The sequence below is a fragment of the uncultured Capnocytophaga sp. genome (assembly GCF_938029845.1).
Taxonomy (GTDB): domain Bacteria; phylum Bacteroidota; class Bacteroidia; order Flavobacteriales; family Flavobacteriaceae; genus Capnocytophaga.
Genome location: NZ_CALHGG010000084.1, coordinates 1 through 19,900, shown reverse-complemented (window position 1 = coordinate 19,900; position 19,900 = coordinate 1). Strand labels below are relative to the sequence as shown.

Annotated in this window: 21 protein-coding genes; 9 read left to right on the top strand and 12 right to left on the bottom strand. The window is 41.6% G+C overall.

Annotated features, from left to right (window positions below; all coding sequences use genetic code 11):
* Nucleotides 1-311: hypothetical protein (locus tag Q0625_RS06310; RefSeq protein WP_298824686.1), on the top strand; the 311-nt coding region annotated here is incomplete at its 5' end.
* 187 nt (nt 312-498) lie between these two features.
* On the opposite strand, the gene Q0625_RS06305 is transcribed toward Q0625_RS06310, so the two are convergent.
* The 7 genes from Q0625_RS06305 to Q0625_RS06275 are packed head-to-tail and all read right to left on the bottom strand — an operon-like array spanning nt 499 to nt 6,559.
* Nucleotides 499-2,115 carry a DUF4139 domain-containing protein gene (locus Q0625_RS06305; protein ID WP_298824684.1) on the bottom strand — a complete coding sequence of 539 codons (1,617 nt, stop codon included), beginning with the start codon at nt 2,113-2,115 and terminating at the stop codon, nt 499-501.
* 18 nt (nt 2,116-2,133) lie between these two features.
* The gene (locus Q0625_RS06300) at nt 2,134-2,547 is read right to left on the bottom strand and encodes an META domain-containing protein (RefSeq protein WP_298824680.1); all 414 of its coding nucleotides are present in this window, start codon (nt 2,545-2,547) and stop codon (nt 2,134-2,136) included.
* A 51-nt stretch (nt 2,548-2,598) separates the two neighbouring features.
* A complete protein-coding gene (locus tag Q0625_RS06295) occupies nt 2,599-3,072 on the bottom strand; it encodes an META domain-containing protein (RefSeq protein WP_298824677.1) in 474 nt (157 codons plus the stop codon).
* 14 nt (nt 3,073-3,086) lie between these two features.
* Nucleotides 3,087-3,434 (bottom strand): DUF4298 domain-containing protein, encoded by a 348-nt coding sequence (locus Q0625_RS06290; RefSeq protein ID WP_298824674.1) that lies wholly within the window; start codon nt 3,432-3,434, stop codon nt 3,087-3,089.
* A gap of 49 nt (nt 3,435-3,483) precedes the next feature.
* On the bottom strand, nt 3,484-4,128 hold the full coding sequence (locus Q0625_RS06285; RefSeq protein WP_298824671.1) for a suppressor of fused domain protein: 645 nt from the start codon (nt 4,126-4,128) through the stop codon (nt 3,484-3,486).
* 59 nt (nt 4,129-4,187) lie between these two features.
* Nucleotides 4,188-5,405, bottom strand: coding sequence for an ABC transporter permease (locus Q0625_RS06280; RefSeq protein ID WP_298824668.1), 1,218 nt, complete (start codon nt 5,403-5,405; stop codon nt 4,188-4,190).
* Nucleotides 5,402-6,559 (bottom strand): cysteine desulfurase family protein, encoded by a 1,158-nt coding sequence (locus Q0625_RS06275; protein WP_298824665.1) that lies wholly within the window; start codon nt 6,557-6,559, stop codon nt 5,402-5,404. Before Q0625_RS06275 ends, Q0625_RS06280 begins: the two co-directional genes overlap by 4 nt.
* A 118-nt stretch (nt 6,560-6,677) precedes the next feature.
* Here Q0625_RS06275 and Q0625_RS06270 point away from each other — a divergent pair, with 118 nt between their 5' ends.
* The gene (locus tag Q0625_RS06270; RefSeq protein ID WP_298824662.1) at nt 6,678-7,184 is read left to right on the top strand and encodes a hypothetical protein; all 507 of its coding nucleotides are present in this window, start codon (nt 6,678-6,680) and stop codon (nt 7,182-7,184) included.
* Here the strand turns inward: Q0625_RS06270 and Q0625_RS06265 are convergent.
* Nucleotides 7,181-7,579 (bottom strand): lumazine-binding protein, encoded by a 399-nt coding sequence (locus tag Q0625_RS06265; protein ID WP_298824659.1) that lies wholly within the window; start codon nt 7,577-7,579, stop codon nt 7,181-7,183. The two genes, Q0625_RS06270 and Q0625_RS06265, sit on opposite strands and share 4 nt — an antisense overlap.
* Before the next feature lie 182 nt (nt 7,580-7,761).
* Between Q0625_RS06265 and Q0625_RS06260 the strand changes: the two genes are divergently transcribed.
* Both Q0625_RS06260 and Q0625_RS06255 read left to right on the top strand, forming a co-directional pair.
* Nucleotides 7,762-10,125 (top strand): TonB-dependent receptor, encoded by a 2,364-nt coding sequence (locus Q0625_RS06260; protein ID WP_298824657.1) that lies wholly within the window; start codon nt 7,762-7,764, stop codon nt 10,123-10,125.
* On the top strand, nt 10,125-10,979 hold the full coding sequence (locus Q0625_RS06255; protein WP_298824652.1) for a DUF4249 domain-containing protein: 855 nt from the start codon (nt 10,125-10,127) through the stop codon (nt 10,977-10,979). Before Q0625_RS06260 ends, Q0625_RS06255 begins: the two co-directional genes overlap by 1 nt.
* Here the strand turns inward: Q0625_RS06255 and Q0625_RS06250 are convergent, their stop codons facing one another.
* Both Q0625_RS06250 and Q0625_RS06245 read right to left on the bottom strand, forming a co-directional pair.
* Nucleotides 10,980-11,297: a rhodanese-like domain-containing protein gene (locus Q0625_RS06250; RefSeq protein WP_298824649.1), complete on the bottom strand. Its 318-nt coding sequence runs from the start codon at nt 11,295-11,297 to the stop codon at nt 10,980-10,982.
* 11 nt (nt 11,298-11,308) lie between these two features.
* On the bottom strand, nt 11,309-12,499 hold the full coding sequence (locus Q0625_RS06245; protein ID WP_298824646.1) for a pyridoxal phosphate-dependent aminotransferase: 1,191 nt from the start codon (nt 12,497-12,499) through the stop codon (nt 11,309-11,311).
* A 134-nt stretch (nt 12,500-12,633) separates the two neighbouring features.
* On the opposite strand from Q0625_RS06245, the gene Q0625_RS06240 reads away from it, so the two are divergent.
* The 4 genes from Q0625_RS06240 to Q0625_RS06225 are packed head-to-tail and all read left to right on the top strand — an operon-like array spanning nt 12,634 to nt 17,412.
* Nucleotides 12,634-13,431 (top strand): SDR family oxidoreductase, encoded by a 798-nt coding sequence (locus Q0625_RS06240; RefSeq protein ID WP_298824643.1) that lies wholly within the window; start codon nt 12,634-12,636, stop codon nt 13,429-13,431.
* A gap of 39 nt (nt 13,432-13,470) precedes the next feature.
* Nucleotides 13,471-13,851, top strand: a complete 381-nt coding sequence (locus Q0625_RS06235; RefSeq protein WP_298824640.1) for a hypothetical protein — start codon at nt 13,471-13,473, stop codon at nt 13,849-13,851.
* The gene (locus Q0625_RS06230; RefSeq protein WP_298824637.1) at nt 13,848-14,828 is read left to right on the top strand and encodes an SDR family oxidoreductase; all 981 of its coding nucleotides are present in this window, start codon (nt 13,848-13,850) and stop codon (nt 14,826-14,828) included. The genes Q0625_RS06235 and Q0625_RS06230 overlap by 4 nt, the downstream gene beginning before the upstream one ends.
* 55 nt (nt 14,829-14,883) lie before the next feature.
* Nucleotides 14,884-17,412 carry a DUF5686 and carboxypeptidase-like regulatory domain-containing protein gene (locus tag Q0625_RS06225; protein ID WP_298824692.1) on the top strand — a complete coding sequence of 843 codons (2,529 nt, stop codon included), beginning with the start codon at nt 14,884-14,886 and terminating at the stop codon, nt 17,410-17,412.
* Nucleotides 17,413-17,739: 327 nt separating this feature from the next.
* Here Q0625_RS06225 and Q0625_RS06220 read toward each other — a convergent pair whose 3' ends face one another.
* Nucleotides 17,740-17,898: a hypothetical protein gene (locus Q0625_RS06220; protein WP_198004465.1), complete on the bottom strand. Its 159-nt coding sequence runs from the start codon at nt 17,896-17,898 to the stop codon at nt 17,740-17,742.
* 44 nt (nt 17,899-17,942) lie between these two features.
* Nucleotides 17,943-18,710 carry an IS982 family transposase gene (locus Q0625_RS06215; protein WP_298824689.1) on the bottom strand — a complete coding sequence of 256 codons (768 nt, stop codon included), beginning with the start codon at nt 18,708-18,710 and terminating at the stop codon, nt 17,943-17,945.
* Nucleotides 18,711-19,044: 334 nt separating this feature from the next.
* Between Q0625_RS06215 and Q0625_RS06210 the strand changes: the two genes are divergently transcribed.
* Entirely contained in the window at nt 19,045-19,677 is a 633-nt protein-coding gene (locus Q0625_RS06210) for a DUF308 domain-containing protein (RefSeq protein ID WP_009392446.1), read from the top strand.
* Nucleotides 19,678-19,900 lie beyond the last annotated feature (223 nt).

The following is a 19,900-nucleotide window of genomic DNA, read 5'->3' as shown; positions in this document are numbered from 1 at the left end:
TAACACATGGAAACTCAATGAAATATCATAGAAGCCAGAAAGATGTCCTCATCGGAATTGCAGTAGGACTCATTGTCAATGTATTAGGAATGTTCCTTTGGTGGTTGATCTTTTCCAAATCGGACTTAGAGACTACCTTTGTTTATGCCTACCAAGAGGATATGCTAGGGGCTATCATAGGGTTGGGTGCCATTTTGAACCTTTTAGCCTTCTTTGCTTTTATTCGCCTAAGACAAGATTCTCGCGCCAAGGGTGTACTTATTGCTACTTTTATCAGTGCCTTTATTATACTCTTTTTGAAGTTTTGGTAATACAAAATATAAATTCTCATTTATACAAAAATGCTATTTCGTATAAATGAGAAAACTAACGTGGAAAAAAATGGCCGTTTTTTTCCATATTAAAAAATTAGTCGTCAGTGGTTAATACTCACTGACGACTAATTTTTATAAAGGCGAATTGCCTCACCTACTCTACTTTCGCTGGCTTTGCCCCTGGCTAATTCACTGTCATATCCTTAGGGTATTTTAGTTTATAGCTGATACGGAAATTTTTAGTTTCGTTGGGCTTGAGAAAGACCTCCCAGGTAAGAATATGGGTTTCTTCAGCTACGGAAGCATGAGAGCTTTCTAAGAGCTCTACCTCTATACTCTTTTCAATAGAGACTGGATATTGGTCTTTGAGAACAAGATTTACAGGCTCTTTCTTGTTGTTACGCAAGATAATATCATAGGTAAATATCTGTTCTTTGTTGGCTGAAATAAATTTCGTTTGGGACTTATCCACTACTTTTTCGCGTTTTACACTAATTTTCTTATCATTGCCCATGGTTATATTGAGCGTTTCAGCAGTTTGATTGGGATCTATATAGGTTTTTCCTACATATAAGTCCTCAAAGACAATATTTGCTTCCCCTGGCAAGAGGTTATACTTAGAATAATCCTCTATCGCTGCAACTAGATACACCTCTTTATCCACTCGTGGGGCAGTATAGTACTTATAGATAGCTTTAAGCTGTAACTCTTGTAGGGAGATACTATGTACCTTACCATTGGAAAGAATATCGTAAGGCGTATCTATATCAAAGGAAATATTGAGTTGGTTTTCCGAAAGGGCAGTATAGTGTGCCATAGTGGATTCTTCCATATGAACTACTTCATCTTTGGCAATTTTCTTTCTAGAGAGGTCCGCCAAAGGAGCCGCATTAGAGCGCAATTCCATTCTAGCATTACTGAAATCACGCGGATGTCCAAGCTGTACAAACCAAGTTTTTAGTACTGGAAATTGGTTACTCTTGTTGGGATTCCCACTGGAGAGGTGGAGCTTAATACCTTTCCAATCTACCCCTGTATTTTGAGCAATTTGCCCTTTGTAGAGCAGGTGAATAGGTTCGGCAAGCTTTTCTCCACGCAACTCATAGAACGGATACCAAGTAGCTTGTGTAGAGATATAGCTTACTTGAAAATCAGCCTTTTGTGCCACAGGCGACATTAGCTGGAGGATAATCTTCCCATTGGAGAGATGCTCTTGTTTGGAGAGATTTGTATCCAACTTAGCATTGAGCTTAGTAATGGCTGCTGAGAGCTTTTCTTCCTTTGCCTTGATTTCATCTATGCTATTGAGGAGTTCTATACGCTTGGCGGTATAGTAATCCATCACCTTAGGGATATCACTAAGGATGAGACCGTCTTGTTGGCCTTGTAGAGCATTATTACCATCCAAGAAACTAACGGTTTTCTCCTTGGAATGACGTTCGTTACGACATTTTTTAAGTTGATTATCTAAGAGGGTAAGGCTATCTTGTACGCGCTTGAGGGAAGGAGCGTATCTTTCAGCATCATATTCCTCCATATATTGGTTAGTAAATTGTGCCGAGAGTACCGTCACATTGGAGGGTGCCAATACACGAATAGTCTCTTCCGAGAGTGTGTTGGCCACATTCTTAATCACCAATTCACTAGTTCCCTTAGGAATATTAGCCGAAGCAGTATGAGTAAGCGCTGCCCCAGTGAAATAGACTGTTGCCTGCTTCATCTTTGCTTGAGTAAAGGTCGGTTTCTCCTGCGCTATTATGGGCAAGGAAAGGGCTATTACAGCCAAGAATAATCTTTTCATTAGTTATTTTGTTATCCGCTATTTAACGGTATTAATCATTTTTACAACTTCCTCTCCTTCTTTGTTAAGCAGTAGGAGGGTATTTGCTTGTATTTTATAGGTGGCTACTTCTTGTAGGGCTTGGAAGTAAGCATTTTCTATATTATCCGATAGGCAAAGCATACGAGTAGCTCCAATTGCCGAAAAAGAGAGTGCCGTAGGGGAACAATGCTCTATGGAAGCAAAATAGTTATTACAGCCTCCATTACCTGAAATGCGATTTTCCTTAAGATCTATCTGTAAACTAGGCAAGGGAATAGAAGCAGCAGGGGCTACTCCCCGTAGTGTCTGTAACGTCCATTCCCCTTGTATCTGCAAGGGGGTATCTGGTTTCTCTTCTATTTGCTGTGTAGCAGTACAAGAGAATAAAAATAGGGGTAATAAGTATTTCATAAGTAATAAGTGATGAGTAGTCAGTGGTCAGGAGCTGACCACTGACTGTTATTATTGTCTTTTTCCTTTGTCGAGAATTAAGAGCTTCTCTCCTTGTTTGTCAAATAGGTGTAGGTGTTCTCCGTCTAACTTATAGGAAGCTACTTCACGCAGGGCTGTTTGGAAAGCTTCTTGGTACTCTATCTCTGGGCAGTATCTAAGGGTAGAGGCGATCTCTCCAAAAGAAAGTTCCTTATCGGTAAGAGTCACTATAGGAGCGGTAAGGAGATTACAGCTATCACTCCCTGATATAGTTTTCTTATTCAAATCAATGTTCAGATAGATGCTTTGGGTATTCTCTATAAGCGTTACTCCTTTAATATAGTCGGCCTTCCACTGTCCATCAAGGGGTGGAATAGAGGCAGGTTGTTCAGCAGAAACAGCAGGTTCGGCTGAGGTATCTTGGTTGTTTTGAGGGGTTTGGTTTCCACAGGCTTGCATCATAATAGCAGCAATAATAAGTAGACCTAATTTCTTTTTATTCATTTGTTTTTTAAAATTTATTCTTTCCATTTTTTATCATCAATGGCTTGTATGAGTTCTTTGTAGCCATCAGCTAAGTCAAACTCAGCACCAATAGCATCGAAGATAGCATCTTGAGTAAGTACCCATTGGGGTACTTCGTCGGGTATTTTCCCATCATTGCTATCAAAATAATCATCCCGCCATAAGGGGCTATCATAGTAGGCTACCAAAGTTTTGAAATCGTCCTGTAAGGCCTTCCATTCCTCCAAGACAGCTTCAGCCTTGGCAAGCGTCTGTTCCACTCGGCTGAGGATCTCTCCCATACGACGAATATGTTCGTATCGCTCCTCTGGGTGTTGCTTATAATAAGTTAATAAATCCATTTTTTAAAGGTCAATAGTTGGTTGTTAATTCAAAGATCCATGTGCCTAATTATTTTCTATCTAAATCCGTGATGAGTAACGGGTTACCTATTTCAAGTTGCCTAATAAGTTCTTCTACTTTTTCTATAGAAAAACTGGCTCTTAAGGCTTCCAATTCTTTGCTTGTAATACCCACTGCTTGCAAAAAATGGACTTTTCCATGAGGAGTATCTATCTCACCCAACTCTGGATCAAGCACAAAAGCCACAGCTGTAATCTGGGTATCATACCCCAAGCGTATAGGACTATTGGCAGGGAATACATGAAAAGGTTCAAAGTAATTCCCTGAAGTAAAGACATACTTGGCTATATTTTGTAAAAAGTTTATTGCCCAACCTACATTTTCATCTCCTGATTTTTTCAGGCGAAAGGTAAGTTCAAAACCAAACCCACTATAATCGCCCCCTGCGGCTTCTTCATTGTAATACAAATCAGAAAAACCATAAGTGACAAAATGAAAATGTGGCTCTTGATACTCACTATGGTAGATACTTATTCCATCTAAATAAGAATCCCCTCCCAATGAAGCTGGAAGATCTGGAGCATAGTGCTCAGGTTCTTGATTGGGGTAAAGGGTCTCCAAGGATTCGTCTATGGCGTCCCAACCTACAGCATCATCTTCTGAAAACAGTTTTTTATAAGTTGATAAATCCATTTTTTTAATTGTCAATCATCAATTGTTAATTGTTAATTTAGAATTGTCAATAGTCATTATTATTCGTATCTTAGTGCGGTAATAGGCTCCAAATCAGAGGCTTTGCGGGCAGGGTACCAACCAAAGAATACCCCTGTAATGGTACAAACCAAAAAGGAGAGCACTATAGAGTAAAAAGTGATACTCACAGGCCAGCCGATAAAAGCATTTACTACATAGGTAGCTAAAAGACCTATCACTACACCTACCACTCCTCCGGTGATACTAATTAAAACAGATTCTATCAAAAATTGCGCCAAAATATCCTTACCCTTAGCACCTATGGCCATACGCAAACCTATCTCTTTGGTACGCTCTTTGACTGAAACATACATGATATTCATAATTCCTATCCCTCCTACAATAAGAGAAATACTTGCTATGGCTACCAAAAGTATGGTAAGCATCTCAGAGGTAGAGGAAAAGGTAGAAATCAGCTCTTGTTGGGAGAATACATTGAAATTATTTTCCTCGTCAGCAGCGATATTATGGGTGCGTTCCAATATGGTCTTTACCTCATTAACAGCATTTTCTGCTTGGTCTTCTGTAATTACTGAGGCAACGATAGACTGTAAATAGGTTTGTGCCAAAACGCGCTTTTGTACCGTGGTATAAGGGGCAATGATAATATCATCTTGGTCTTGACCAAAGTTGCTTTCGCCCTTGGCTGCCAATATTCCTATGATTTTGAAAGGAATATTCTTAAAACGAATCGTCTGTCCGATAGGTGAATCCCCTTCAGGAAAGAGATTTTTCTGGATAGTACGACCTATAACCGCCACCTTGGAGAGGTTATCTATCTCATCTTGACCAAACATAGAGCCTTCCTCCACTGCCCACTCACGGATAGGGAGGTATTCTGTATTGACTCCATAGATAGAGGTTGGCCAGTTATTCGCCCCTACGATAGCCTGTCCATTACCACTCACTACAGGGGTTACATACTTGAGTAGCTTGGCTTCATTTCTTAGGGCTAAGTAATCGGTCATCTTGAGCGATTGCATATCAGTATTGTTGCGCACCCCGCCAAACATACCCGCTCCTGGACGGATATTAAGCATATTGGTACCCATCTTGGAGATATTTTCTTTGATGCTTTTCTTAGAACCCTCCCCTATGGCCAGCATGGTGATTACTGAACCTACCCCGATGATGATTCCCAACATAGTGAGCAAGGTACGAGTCTTATTCAGCAGGATAGCCCGCCAAGCAATACGAAATAAATTGTTCAAATTCATGCTAAAAATTCTTTGAGTGTTTCTATGACATAATCTACTTCTTCCTTGGTATTATAGATAGAGAATGAAAAACGAATATGTGCCTCTGGCCATTCCTCCTCTGGGAGTATTGCCCTAAGTACATGAGATCCCTTGGCACTACCACTCTGGCAGGCACTGCCTTGGCTACAAGCAATCCCTCGCATATCCAAGAAGAGTAATAGCACTTCGGTTTTCTTCAGTTCTATAGGTAGGGAAATACTGACTAAGGAATACGTACTTTCCTGTAAATCAGCACTCAATCCATTGAAATGTACTTGAGGAATCTCTTGAGTAATTCGTTGTATAAAATACTGTTTGATATCCTCCACATAAGCTCGTTCCTTACTCATATGCTGATAGGCGAGCAGAAAAGCCTCCTCCATACCTACTATATTGTGAATACATTCTGTACCTGCACGTCGGCCGCGTTCTTGTTCGCCCCCGAAGAGTAATGACTTAACATTCACTCCCTTACGAATAAAAGCAAAACCAACCCCCTTAGGTCCATAGAACTTATGAGCAGAGGCTGAAATAAAGTCTACCGGTATGGAAGATAAGTCAATAGGAAAATGCCCCACCGACTGTACTGTATCACAATGAAAATAAGCCTTGTATTTCTTACATATCTCCGCAACCTTAGCCATAGGTAGTATATTACCCACCTCATTATTGACATGCATGAGGGATACCAATATCTTCTCATCGGAAAGGAACTGAGAGAGAAGCTTGTTCAAGTCCTCAATGTCAGGGGTACCATTGGGTTCTAGCTTCACCATAGAAACCTGTATACCATATTCATTTTCAATAGATTGTAAGGTATGCAATACCGCATGATGCTCGGTAGGAGAAGTAATAATCTGAGTGATACCTAAGTCCCGTACGGCTCCCTTGAGTATCATATTGATAGCCTCTGTACCGCCAGAGGTAAAGATAATCTCCGAGGCGGTAACACCCAATTCCTTGGCTATATTCTTGCGGGCCTTTTCAATAAGCACTTTGCTGGCGCGACCAAAACTATGAATAGAGGAGGGATTCCCAAATGAGGCAAAGGACGCTATCATTGCCTCCTTGACCTCTGGTCGCATAGGAGTAGTGGCTGCATTGTCAAAATAGACTTTTTTTTCTGTGCTCATTCTAGTATTTTTTAGGCACAAATGTACGAATTAATTTTTATTACGACGAAAATATTCCCACATCATTAGGAAAAAAATCATTATTTATTTGTACCTTTGCCGCATATTTAGTGATAATATGCGAACTTATATTTTATTCATATCCCTTTGCCTTGGTCTGCTTATTGGCTGTAATGATGGCGATTATATGGTAGAGCGTATCACCTTTACAGGTACAGAGGCGTACTCTTGTACCCGAGATACCACTACCTCTTTTCTCTACAAAACACAAAGAAATGAAGCCCTTATCTTACAGTTCAGAGCAAACTTGCTAAAGAACAAGGTTGATTCCATCTCCGGAAGCATAGGTAATGACTATACATTATTATATCGTACCTTTGATGGTGCACCTACTGCGAGCTACTTCTGTACCTCTCCCCCACAAACGACTCCAAAGGTTACCTCCGAGATACAAGCCCAAGGAGGTACTGTGATTATCACAACCCGCCAAGTGGTAGATACTGTTGCAGGAACTGTAAAGTATAACCATCTTATCCGTATCCGCGACCTAGTGCTTACCAATGAGAATGGCGAACGATTGGTAGATCAAAATTTTAACTTCGGTACTTACCAAACCTCTCGTTAAGGCTTCTCTGACATAGGACTAGCCTCTTGTAGATCCAGGGTTACCTTCCACTGTCCTGCTATTTGGCGTACCTTGAGTTGCTTATAGGTCTCTGTAGCAGAGATGCTATAAGTTACTATGGCACTCTGTGGGTCGGTAGGGGTAACCTCTATTACCTTAAAATCTATTTTAGGATTCTGAGGAATTTCTCCCTTGTACACCCCCAGCATTTCTTCTATTTGGGTCATTCGAGCAATAACAGTGCTATCGCCATAGCGCTTAGCCTCGGCAAAATTGTTTTTATTCACCGCTGTAATAAATCCTTTTACCGCTGCCTCTGGGGTATTCTGCTGCTCGGAAGTGCAGCTTATCAAAGAAAAAACAATCCCTATGGCTGCATACAAATAATATTTCATAAGATTGATGTGTTAATATGCCAATTTGCCGATATGCTAATTAGCTAGTTTATTGTGCAAAAGTACGATATTTTAGCATCAAAATCAAGAACCTTGTAATAATCAAGGAAAAACTTTTTACCTTTCTCTTTTCGTTCTTCACTTTTTTATATCTTTGCCCTTGATTTGTAATTTTTCACTTAATGAAGAAATATCTCCTATTGTTCCTATATATGTTGTCCCTATCTTCATTGTGGGCACAGCACAAATATACCCTCAGTGGTACCATCACGGATGGTGCCAGTGGGGAAAAACTTCTTGGAGTGAATGTTATCGTAAAAGGCACCCAAATGGGGGCTACCACCAATGCCTATGGCTTCTACTCCCTAACTCTTCCCCAAGGAGATTATACTCTCCAAGTGGAATATTTGGGCTTCAAGACCATAGAAGAAACCCTGCACCTGAAGGGCAACGAACATCGTAACTATAAGCTCTCCAAAGAAGATATTGCCTTGGAGGGGATAGAAATCACTGCCCAAAGTACGCCGAAAGTGGATATACGTGCTCCACAAATGAGTGTGGCCAGCATTCCTATACAGACAATCAAAAAGCTCCCTGTACTGGTAGGAGAAGTGGATATCATCAAGTCCTTACAGCAACTCCCTGGAGTAAGCAATGCTGGGGAGGCTTCCTCTGGCTTCAACGTACGAGGGGGTGCCGCTGACCAGAATCTCATCATGCTGGATCAAGCTACCATCTTCAATGCTTCACACCTGTTTGGATTCCTAAGTATCTACAATGCGGATGCTATTCGCGACATGAAACTCTACAAAGGGGGAATGCCTGCTCGCTACGGAGGGCGTATTTCTTCTGTATTGGACGTCTATCAGAAGGACGGGAACAATACCCAATTTCATGCCACAGGCGGGATAGGAGTACTCTCCTCTCGCTTATTGGCTGAAGGACCTATTGTAAAAGACAAGTCTTCTTTCCTTATTGGCGGTCGTGCTTCCTATGCGCATCTGTTCTTGAAACTGACAGACAATAAGAACTCTGCTTACTTCTACGACCTCAATACCAAGCTCAACACCAAGATAGATGACCAAAATAGCCTCTACCTTTCAGGCTACTTCGGACGTGATGTATTCGACCTATCACAGACTATCAGCAATAGCTATGGGAATGCACTGGTGAATCTCAGGTGGAATCACTTATTCTCTGACCAACTCTTTTCCAATCTATCACTCATATATAGCGACTACTACTATGGGCTAAATGTCCCCATTTCAGGTTTCAAATGGGACTCATGGGTGAGGAATATAAACCTATTGTATGATTTCAAGCACTATTTCTCCGATCGCTTTAAGGTAGGTTATGGGCTACAAGGTACTTATTATGACTTTAACCCTGGTAAACTCTCTCCTATTGGCGAATCTACCATTAGTTACAAGGCCTTAGATCACAAATATGCCTTGGAATTGGGAGTATATGCAGAGGCTGAGCACAAGCTCAGTGAGCCACTGACTCTCTCCTATGGTCTTCGCTGGAGTAACTTCTACCACTTAGGCAAGCGCACTATGGACAAGTATTACGCTGACCAAGCGGTGATATTCAATCCTTTACAGCGCATCTATCAGCGTAGCATTCCTATAGGACAAAAAAGCTACAAGGCTGGTGAACTTATAGATGTATATGCACACCTAGAACCTCGCTTAAGTCTTGCTTATGCTTTTGATGATCATCGTTCCATCAAGGCCAGCTATGCTCGTATGACACAGTACCTACACCTGATTTCGAACACTTCCTCCCCTACCCCTTTGGATGTATGGGCTCCCAGCGATCGCTACCTCAAGCCCCAATACTCTGACCAAGTGGCTTTGGGCTACGCTACCAACTTCAAGGGTGGAGACTATAGCTTAGAGACTGAGGTGTTTTACAAGACTGTACAAAACCGCTTGGATTATATAGATGGTGCCAACCTTATCGCCAACGAATCCATAGAGCGGGAGGTACTCGCTGGGCATACACGCGCCTATGGCTGGGAGGTACTACTGAGAAAGAATACTGGCAAATTCACTGGTTGGCTTTCCTATACTTATTCCAAATCAGAGCAGCAGACTCCAGGAAGAACTGATTATGAAACAGGCATCAATAATGGTCAGTGGTATGCTACTGCTTACGACAAGCCTCATAATCTATCACTTACAGGTACCTATACTTTCAATAAGAAATGGAATGCAAGTGCTGTATTCACCCTACAATCGGGGATTCCTGCCAATTTCCCCATAGGTAAATATAAGTATTTTGGAGTATCCATCTCCAATTATAGCGCCCGCAATGCTTATCGCCTACCTATATATCACCGTTTGGATGTATCTCTCTCCTATACTCCCCACCCTGAAAGGAAGTGGAAATCGGAATGGGTATTTGGCATATATAACCTATACAACCGCTACAATGCCGCTTCTATTTACTTTAGGAGCAACCGAGAAACCCAACAAAGTGAAGCTGTCAAGCTCTCTATATTCGGTATTGTCCCAAGTCTCACCTATAATTTTTCTTTTTAATGATGAAAAAAGCAAATTCACTTCGCCCTATATATCTTTTAGCTACTATACTCCCTCTTTTCACCGCTTGTGAGAAGGTAATTGAGCTTGATTTGGATACCAAAGAGAAAGAATTGGTAATTGATGCCAATATTGATTGGGAGAAAGGCACTACGGGTCAAGAGCAAACTATTCAGCTGAGCTATACCCAACCCTATTATAGCCAAGAAGCTCCTGAAGGGGCTTCAGGAGCTACTGTATTGGTGGCTGATAACCAAGGAAATATCTTCCCATTTGTAGAGCATATAGCAGGCACTTATAAGAATCTCAACTTCTCCCCTGTATTGGGAAGAAGATATGCCCTTATAGTACAACATCAAGGGAAAGAATATGTCACTTCAGATATCCTAAAAGAAGTTCCACAACTGACTGAAGATAATATCACGCAAAGCAATGATGGAGGATTCACTCGTGATCAGATCATGCTCACCCTACGCTTTGATGCTAATGTAGGAGAAACTAACAACTTCGTCCTACGTATTAAGGCATCTTCCGATGGAGTAACCCGTATCTATGGGTTCAATGACCGCTATTTCCCTGATGGTCGCTTCTCTACTCAAATCCTTAGTCGTAGTAACAAGGAAGAGGAGAAATTCAAGCCAGGTGATACTGTTGAAATTACCCTCTTCCGTGTTAGTGAAACCTATATGAACTATATTCGGGTACTCTCAAACAACGCCTCCAATAATGCAGGCCTGTTTAGCATACCCAACCGAGTAAGAGGCAACATTGTCAATCGTGCCAACCCTCAGGAAAATCCCTTAGGTGCTTTCAGAGTAGCACAATACTCTAAGGTTACCTATACCATACGATAATCAAACCACTGGGAGGCCTTCGGCTTCCCATGCTTTTATTCCTCCGTCTAAATTAAGTAGGTCATCATAACCCTTACTCTGAAGGAAAGCAATAGCCTTTTGACTACGCCCGCCCGAAAGACAAGCTATGATAAGCTGCTGTCCTTGAGGAAGTTGGTTATACTCTTCCACTATTTTAGAAAGGGGTAAATGCAAATAGTGATCCACCTTGTAGCGTTTTTGAGCCACTTCGTCGGCTTCACGTACATCTACCAACAAGACCCCTTGCTGGCTAAGTGCAAAAGCCTCCTTAGGGGCAATGTGTATTATTTCTGTCATACAATTATTGATTAACAAGTTACAGCCTCCTTGATTCGTCGCAATGCCTCACGAAGATCTTGTTCGCTAGTGGCATAGGAAAGACGAATACAGTTTTTGTTACCAAAGGCTTCCCCTGTAACAGTAGCCACATGTGCTTCTTCTAAGAGATAGAGCGATAGGTCGCTGGCTGTTTCTATCTTTTTGCCACGGAGCGTCTTTCCAAAATAATAGGACACATCGGGGAAGAAGTAGAATGCTCCCTCTGGGAGATTGGTCTTAAAACCTTCTATCTGGGTGAGCAATTCATGCACAAGGTCTCTGCGCTTGCGATAGGCATCGAACATATATTGTATTTGGCTCAAAGGGGCTCTCAGTGCAGTGATACTTGCTCGCTGGGCAATGGTATTGGCTCCACTGGTGATTTGTCCTTGCATTTTGCTGCAAGCCTTGGTGATCCATTCGGGAGCACCCATATAGCCCATACGCCAACCTGGCATCGCAAAAGCCTTGGATAGCCCATTGACGGTAATAGTACGCTCATACATTCCCTCGATAGAGGCCATGCTAGTATGCTTGCCTACATAATTGATATGCTCATATATCTCATCGGCAAGGAAGAAGATATTGGGGTGCCTTCTCAAAACCTCTGCTAGTGCTTCCAAATCCTCTTTGGAGTAGATCATACCACTGGGGTTACCAGGATTGCTTAACCATATCATTTTAGTACGTGGGGTAATGGCTTTTTCTAACTGCTCTGGAGTAATCTTGAAATTGGTTTCCAGCGAAGTAGGCAGTTCCACTGGTACCCCTCCTGCAATCTTAGTAATATCGGAATAGCTTACCCAATAGGGAGTTGGGAGGATTACCTCATCGCCAGGGTTGAGCATCACCAGTGCCACATTGGACAAGCACTGCTTAGCCCCTGTGGAGACAATTACCTGAGAGGGTGTATAGGTTAGCCCATTATCCTTCTTGAATTTCTCACAGATAGCCTCTTTCAGTTCCAAATAACCGTCCACTGGAGAATATTTGTTATAATTCTGCTCAATAGCCTCAATGGCTGCTTTCTTTACAAAGTCAGGCACCGCAAAATCAGGTTCGCCCAAGCTCAAACTAATAATATCCTTGCCTTGTGCCTTTAGCTCACGTGCCTTGGCAGCCATAGCCAAAGTAGCAGAAAGTGCCATATTATTGACACGATCGGAGAGATGTGTATTCATGTGTTTTACAATTTTCTATCTTTATAAGATGCTACAAAATTACGACTTTTCAGGGAGAAAGTAAAGAGAAAAAAGAAAAAAGTTTGCATATCTACCTATTAAACCTTATTTTTGCAGCCCTTAAATATCCCCTTATGAAAGATGTGGTTCTCATCACAGGTGCTACCTCAGGCATAGGTCGTGCTACGGCTGAACTTTTATCCCAAAAAGGCTACAAAGTATATGGTACTGCCCGCCATGTACAGGCACAGCCCGAAGATTATACACTACTTACGATGGATGTAAGGGATACCACCTCAGTTGCCCAAGCGGTGGAGCAGATTATCACCCAAGAAGGACGTATAGATGTGCTTATCAACAACGCAGGAGTGGGTATCACAGGTGCTATAGAGGAAACCCCAATAGAAGCCTTAGAGAATGCTTTTCAAACCAATGTCTTTGGCGCCCTACGTGTGATCCAAGCCGTACTCCCTTATATGCGCACCCAAAAAAAGGGAAAGGTGATCAATATCACCTCAGTAGCAGCCTATATGGGACTTCCCTTCCGGGGAGGTTATTCGGCTAGCAAAGGGGCTCTATCACTACTTACCGAAAGCCTGCGCATGGAGACCGAGCAATTTGGTATCTCTTTCTGCACTTTAGCCCCTGGTGATGTAGCTACTGATATCGCTTCACGCCGTTTCCACACCCCTGCCCTTGAGGGTTCTCCCTACAAGCAATATGCAAAAGCCCTCCCTAATATGAATACTGATGTGGACAATGGTCTAGCTGCAGAAACCCTTGCTAATACCATTCTTTCTATACTTAACAAAAAACACCCAAAGGTTCACTATGTAAAGGGAAAGACCCTCGAGTGTCTATCCATTTTCCTTAAGAAAATACTTCCTAGTAAGTACTTCGAGAAATTACTCAAGGGACATTACCAACTGTAATATTCCCCCTAGCAAAAGGCTGAAGTGTTTTTAGAAAAATTGTTAATAACTTATTCCCCTTACCTCTTTCATATCTCAGAGAAAAGCCTTACTTTTGCCCTTGTGAAAATCATAGGCACTTCAAAATATTATAGTATCTATCAAAAATCAGGAGATCGCAGGTTTTATGTAGAGATGCCCGAACAGACCTTAGAGCTTCGCTTCTGTGAGCTTTTAGAGTTTCGCGGCAAGGTACAGGCCATTGACCTCACCTCCCATTTTGATTACTCCGAGCCAGGTATCGAAATTCTTACCTTCTGCGGAGGCAAATACTTATGTGTCTTTACAACCGTGCAAATCGTTGATCTTCAGAAACTGCTTTTTGAGATTTTTGAGGGAGTCTCCGAAAAAGAAATCTTTACCAAATACGTATTGCTATGATAGTAGTTACAGGAGGCACTGGCCTTGTGGGGGCACACCTGCTCTACCAGCTCCTTTGTCATACCTCTGACACTATCCGAGCGCTCTATCGTAAAAAAGATACTTCCCTTCTAGAACGTCTTTTCCAAACATATAATCCTACCGCCACTCATCTTCTCTCGCGTATAGAATGGGTCAAAGCGGATATTTTGGACGTACCCGCCCTTGAAGAAGCTATGCGTGGGGCTACTCATGTATATCACTGTGCTGCTAAAGTCTCCTTTGCTCCCCATGAGGCTACTCTACTACTGAAAACCAATATAGAAGGTACTGCCAATGTGGTAAATATTGCCTTACATGAAGGAGTAAAAAAACTCTGTTATGTGAGTAGCATTGCGACCTTTTCTCCCAAAGAAGGCGAACAAGTAAGCGAACAAACCGAACAGGAACTAAGCCGTGAGAGAGGTAACGAATATGCACTAAGTAAGTATAGCGCCGAAATGGAGGTGTGGCGCGGTGTACAGGAAGGCCTCCCTGCGGTAGTGGTATATCCCTCTGTAATCATAGGAGTAGGAGTAGAGTCACACCCTGCTATGAATGTCAAGCAGCTTTGCCAAACTCGTTATGTAACCTCAGGAGGAACAGGCTTTGTCGCTGCTACTGATGTTGCCCAAGCTATGCACCTGCTTATGGAATCCCCTATTGAGAATGAAGGTTTTATACTCAATGGCACCAACCTACACTACGCAGAGTTTTTTGAGTTGCTACGCCAGAGCCACCCCGCACTCCCTCAGAAGAAACTACTCTCCCCCACTGCCTTGCGTATGCTTAGCTATGTGGAAGTCCTTCTCTCCCTCTTTGGGCGAAGAAGACTCCTCACCCGAAAGATGCTACGTACGCTCCAACATATGAGTTATTATAATGGCAACAAAATCACTCATGTACTTCCTTTTTCTTACACTCCTATTGAAAAAACACTTGAAAAATTATCATTATAGTAAGCATTTTATCAAAAAAATGTTTATCTTTGCGCCGCAAGAAATATACTAAATGATGGAGTTACTCAAAAGGTTGTGTATGCTCACCTTCTTTTTCTTTGTAGGAAGTAGCGTATATGCCCAAACACGTGTATCAGGACAAGTAGTGGACGAACAGGGGGAACCTATTCCCTTTGCAAGTATCCTTTTCAAAAATACCAAAGTAGGTACTGCCTGCGATGAAAATGGTAAGTTCTCCCTCTACACTCAGAAGAATTACAATACCTTGGAGGTCTCCTCCGTTGGTTTCACTACTAAAGAAATCACCCTGCTAAAGAGAGAAAGCTCTGGGCTTAAGATTGTCCTTATCGAAGGGGAGATGCTTGAAGAGGTAGTTATCATACAAAAACCTACCAAAAATCTTTCCAAAAAAGAAAATCCCGCCTATCCTATTCTACAAAAAATATGGGCTAACAAACATAAGAACAGCCTTACCGCCTCCAAAGCTTATGAGTATAAGCGATATGAGTCAGTGGAAATGGGACTGAATAACTTGGACACTATCTTTCTTAAGAAGTCCATGAAAAATGAATATGAACATATACGTGAGTTACTCTCCTCAAGAGAGATAGGCAATCACTACTCAATCCCTATGTTTCTACGTGAGGAAGTCTCAAGAGTTTATGGAGACAATACACACTCACTTACCCGCACCGATATAGAAGGGGAACGTACCCAAGGGGTTATGCAAACGGGCTTCGGCATGGAACGCTTTACCCGCAACTTCAGGGATTTTGATGTATATGACAACTCTTTTTACTTCTTGGATAAGTCCTTCGTAAGCCCTCTCTCCGAATATGGTTATGGAGTATATGCCTATGTACTGAACGACTCCATAGAACGTGATGGTCGTAAGTTCTACTCTATTTATTTCTTCCCTAAGGAAGACCAAGACTTACTGTTTAAAGGGAATTTCTCAGTGGATAGCAAGACCTATGCTATCACTTCTATACAGATGTTTACTATCAAGGAGGCTTCATTGAACTTCGTTCGCAACCTCTCCATTGAAAAGAATTTTACAGTCAATGACAGCCTTATCCTCCCCAAGAGCGCCTATTACGAAGGTGACTTTACCGTTCTGACCAAGAGTGACCAAGAAAAAGGACTCTATGTAAAAAAGCGGATTCTCTATTCTGATTTTGTTCTTGACCAACCCAAGGAAGAAGCCTTTTACCTGACAAAGATAGAGAAATACAAATCTAACCAATTTGCCCAAGACAAACCTTATTGGGAAGAGGTCTCTCAGACACATTCCTCACTTGAGGAAACCCAAGAACTGATACAGAAAGTTAGTGATAACAAGCGCATCAAGGGTATCTCCAACACTATCAATATTCTTTCCTCTGGCTATATTCCGGTAGGACGATACTTCCAACTGGGTTCCATATGGGAGTCCTTCTCTAACAATGATATTGAGGGCAACCGCTTCCGTAGGATAGGAGCACGTTCTTTCATGAGTAATGATGACCGTTTCCGTACCTATCTGTATGGGGCTTATGGAATAAAGGATAAGAAGTTCAAGGGTGGAATCAGTGCCCAATACCTCCTAATCCCTAAAATACGTATGACCATAGGAGGCTTATACCAAGACGATTATGTACAATTGGGCACCTCCTTGCAGGGAAATGATGCGGAAATGGATCTCAAAAATGCCTCTAACTTTCTCTTTTCCAGAGGGGAAAATTATTTTTTAACTCGTAACAAACGTGTATTGGGTATGGTAGATGTAGGCCTTATGAAGAGTAACTTACACCTAACCCTTTCGGGTAGCTACCAACAGATGAAATCGGCAGATCCTGAACGCTTCTCCATTGGTTATCGAGCACCTTCAGGGAACATACTCCACAAGTATTCCGATGCCTATGCCTCTCTCTCCCTTACCTATACTCCTAGAAGGAATGTCTATGGTTATGGGGTAGAACAATTCTTTGGGAAAAATATCTTCCCTACCTATCGCATCAAATACACTCAGGCCTTCTCGGGGATTCGCAATAGTAGCTTTAACTACTCTCGCTTGGAAGCCTTTGTACATCACCCTATCCCCTTGTGGAACATAGGAATCTTCCACCCTATGATAGAGGTAGGAAAGGTATTTGGTACTGTGCCACTACCCTTCCTTACTCCAACGCCTGCCAATCAGGCCTATGGTACTTCCCGATTTGCCCTCAATAGGACTTTCCAACTACTCAATTACTATGATTTTGTTACCGATGCTTATATGAATGTGTATATGGAACACCATTTTAACGGACTAATATTCAACCGAATTCCTCTGCTGAAAAAGACCAAATGGCGTAGCCTTATCTTAGCCAGAATGGCCTATGGTACGCTCAGTGAAGAGAACAGAGCCGTTAGTGCTTCCAATATTGCTTATAACCCACCTGAAAAGATATATTGGGAATATGGTTTTGGTATAGAAAATATTGGTATCAAGAACCTCCGCCCTATCCGTGTGGATTTCATCTGGCGCAACGCTTTCTCCTCACAAAACGGACAGGACAACCCATATTTCGGAGTGAGATTCGCTGTAAGACCAGAGTTTTAATTGTCTATGGTTAATGCCAGCAATGATTAATGATTCATTGTTGGCATTAATTGTTAAAAATAGTATTATTTAGATACAAGTTAAGACAATTTTCAAAACGTATCTAATTGAGAATAAAGAAGTTACCTTATTGCATAAACTAAACAGGTAACTATTTGGAAACGAGCGAACTGCTTTTAGTCGCGGGTTTCTGCATTAACAAAGAACGCTTGTTATTCTATTTGCAAAGATAATCATTTGCTTTGAATAATAAGCGTTTTTGATGAAGATTTCTCTCTTTTGCTTTGTCTTCGTTTTGGGATAGAGATTGGGAATAGAGAAAAGTGGTTACAATCCTCTCCCTCTTTTCTTCTTTTTCTTGGCTTGGTTTCTGAGCCTGTGCTGCCATGCAGTCTCGGCATAATCATCATCATGTGTCTGTGGGTTGATGAACCCGCCTGCTGCGGAAATGATTTCTTCGGCTGCATTTATGGCTGTATTTGCCATATTACCTACTGCTTGTGCAATAGATACTTGAGTTCGGGATAAGTTTAGCATGAAAAAAGTTCCAACTGCCTTGATTTTTGCACATACACTGGCAGTGCCTCTGGTTTGTTCTCAAAGAAGCAGTATGCTGTAAGGGCAGAACACAAGTTCATGATAAAGTTGTGTATCGAGCGGTGTCTTGAGTGAACAAGGTTGGCCTTGTTCTTGAGTAGTTCGTTAATGCACTCGATGATGTATCTTCTCCTCAGCATGATCTTGTCCCACATAGGCATCAATTTGTTCTTCATCTTAGCCTTGAGCCCATGAACGAGTTGGATACCTTGACCGAACAGGCTCTCAAAGAGTTCCTGCTTGATGTATCCTCTATCAGCAAAGACCTTCCCATACAAGACCTTTGCAAACACCGTCCATACCCTGCTATCCCTGTCATCCACATTTGCTCCTGTAAGACAGAATGTTATCACTTCACCAGAATCATTGCATAGCAGGTGCAGCTTGAATCCATGGCACCAGCCCATGGTACCCTTTCCGTCCTTGGCAAGGCCGGTAAAGACCTTGTTATAATATCGTCGTACGTTCTGACATACGGGTATCATTGTGCTGTCAACGAATGTTATACCCGTACACTTGCCGAAGGCATAGAGCTTCATGAACAGCATCATCTTAAAGAACACTCTTGGCATGAGTTCAACGAAGCGGTTATAGGAAACCGCGTCGGGAAAATCCTGACGCATTACCCCTTTGACCCAATTCAAATAATACTCCTTGAAATTGCGATATGCGCCGAAATGATAGCATACCAAAATGGTCATAATCTCACTTTCCGAGAGCCTACCCTTGCGGTTGCGGTAGCGTTTGCCGTCACAGTTATGGGACGGTAGACGCAGGTTTTTCGCAAATTCGGCACTCAAATTCTTATCAAACTCGTCGATTATACAGTAAATTTCAGTAACTTTGTCCTTGGTAATCATCGTTCAAAAATCTCGTAATCTATTGATTTTCATCTATAAAGATACGAATTTTTGACGAGATTACCAACTTTTACAAGCCTTTTCTTATCCCGAACTCGCATTTTTATTTATAAATATTTTGCTAATCAAAAAAATATCCTTACCTTTGCGTCATTAATTTTTGAATGATAAAGTTATGTTGTATTTTTTCAAATCCATCAGAAGATCAGTAAAACACTGGTACATTCACCTTATTTTAGGGATTTTGTTCATTCTTTGTGGTATAGGGGTAATTATATCACCACAAGCTTCTTATCTTACCCTTTCAATACTCTTTAGTCTTTCGTTCTTAGTATCGGGGATAACTGAATCCTTCTTTGCTCTACAGAATACTAAAAATCTCAATGGTTGGGGTTGGTATTTGGTAAGCGGACTTATTTCATTGATAATGGGTATCTTTTTACTTATGTATCCTGCCCTATCAATGTTTATATTACCATTGGTAGTAGGTTTTACGTTGCTATTCCGTTCGTTTCAGCTACTTGGTTTTGCCTTCGAAGAAAAAGAAGCAGGCGTACTGAATTGGGGGAACTTAGCCATAGTGAGCGTATTGAGTATTATCCTCTCGTTCATTTTGATTGCTAATCCTATCTTTACAGGTATCTCATTAGTAGTATTCACAGGTTTAGCATTTATCTTCACAGGTATTTCATCTGTAATACTTTCGTTCAATCTGAAAAAGTTAAAAGGTTCTGCTCAAAAGTTATCAGATGATTTAAAGAACCGCATAGAAGACCTCGAAAAAGAAGTGAAAGAAGCTACGAAATAACAGCAAATTAGCAAAATACCACTGGCACAAGTCTATAGTTATACCTATGATTACAGAGCTATAGTGCTTTTTTGCAGAAAATACCTCCAAAGAATTAAATACTCTTTGGAGGTATTATGATTTTATAGTTGACGCGCCTACGTCCACTTTGAGCTACGTACGTGGCTCTAATATCTACGTACGTGGATATTTGGATTTACGTGCCTGGTCTTTAAGACTACGT

What these genes read in the sequence shown, in the direction of transcription:
- Q0625_RS06305 (WP_298824684.1), bottom strand. Translation starts at nt 2,115, where the DNA reads ATGAAAAGATTATTCTTGGCTGTAATAGCCCTTTCCTTGCCCATAATA.
- Q0625_RS06300 (WP_298824680.1), bottom strand. Translation starts at nt 2,547, where the DNA reads ATGAAATACTTATTACCCCTATTTTTATTCTCTTGTACTGCTACACAG.
- Q0625_RS06295 (WP_298824677.1), bottom strand. Translation starts at nt 3,072, where the DNA reads ATGAATAAAAAGAAATTAGGTCTACTTATTATTGCTGCTATTATGATG.
- Q0625_RS06290 (WP_298824674.1), bottom strand. Translation starts at nt 3,434, where the DNA reads ATGGATTTATTAACTTATTATAAGCAACACCCAGAGGAGCGATACGAA.
- Q0625_RS06285 (WP_298824671.1), bottom strand. Translation starts at nt 4,128, where the DNA reads ATGGATTTATCAACTTATAAAAAACTGTTTTCAGAAGATGATGCTGTA.
- Q0625_RS06280 (WP_298824668.1), bottom strand. Translation starts at nt 5,405, where the DNA reads ATGAATTTGAACAATTTATTTCGTATTGCTTGGCGGGCTATCCTGCTG.
- Q0625_RS06275 (WP_298824665.1), bottom strand. Translation starts at nt 6,559, where the DNA reads ATGAGCACAGAAAAAAAAGTCTATTTTGACAATGCAGCCACTACTCCT.
- Q0625_RS06270 (WP_298824662.1), top strand. Translation starts at nt 6,678, where the DNA reads ATGCGAACTTATATTTTATTCATATCCCTTTGCCTTGGTCTGCTTATT.
- Q0625_RS06265 (WP_298824659.1), bottom strand. Translation starts at nt 7,579, where the DNA reads ATGAAATATTATTTGTATGCAGCCATAGGGATTGTTTTTTCTTTGATA.
- Q0625_RS06260 (WP_298824657.1), top strand. Translation starts at nt 7,762, where the DNA reads ATGAAGAAATATCTCCTATTGTTCCTATATATGTTGTCCCTATCTTCA.
- Q0625_RS06255 (WP_298824652.1), top strand. Translation starts at nt 10,125, where the DNA reads ATGATGAAAAAAGCAAATTCACTTCGCCCTATATATCTTTTAGCTACT.
- Q0625_RS06250 (WP_298824649.1), bottom strand. Translation starts at nt 11,297, where the DNA reads ATGACAGAAATAATACACATTGCCCCTAAGGAGGCTTTTGCACTTAGC.
- Q0625_RS06245 (WP_298824646.1), bottom strand. Translation starts at nt 12,499, where the DNA reads ATGAATACACATCTCTCCGATCGTGTCAATAATATGGCACTTTCTGCT.
- Q0625_RS06240 (WP_298824643.1), top strand. Translation starts at nt 12,634, where the DNA reads ATGAAAGATGTGGTTCTCATCACAGGTGCTACCTCAGGCATAGGTCGT.
- Q0625_RS06230 (WP_298824637.1), top strand. Translation starts at nt 13,848, where the DNA reads ATGATAGTAGTTACAGGAGGCACTGGCCTTGTGGGGGCACACCTGCTC.
- Q0625_RS06225 (WP_298824692.1), top strand. Translation starts at nt 14,884, where the DNA reads ATGGAGTTACTCAAAAGGTTGTGTATGCTCACCTTCTTTTTCTTTGTA.
- Q0625_RS06220 (WP_198004465.1), bottom strand. Translation starts at nt 17,898, where the DNA reads ATGGCAAATACAGCCATAAATGCAGCCGAAGAAATCATTTCCGCAGCA.
- Q0625_RS06215 (WP_298824689.1), bottom strand. Translation starts at nt 18,710, where the DNA reads ATGACCATTTTGGTATGCTATCATTTCGGCGCATATCGCAATTTCAAG.
- Q0625_RS06210 (WP_009392446.1), top strand. Translation starts at nt 19,045, where the DNA reads ATGTTGTATTTTTTCAAATCCATCAGAAGATCAGTAAAACACTGGTAC.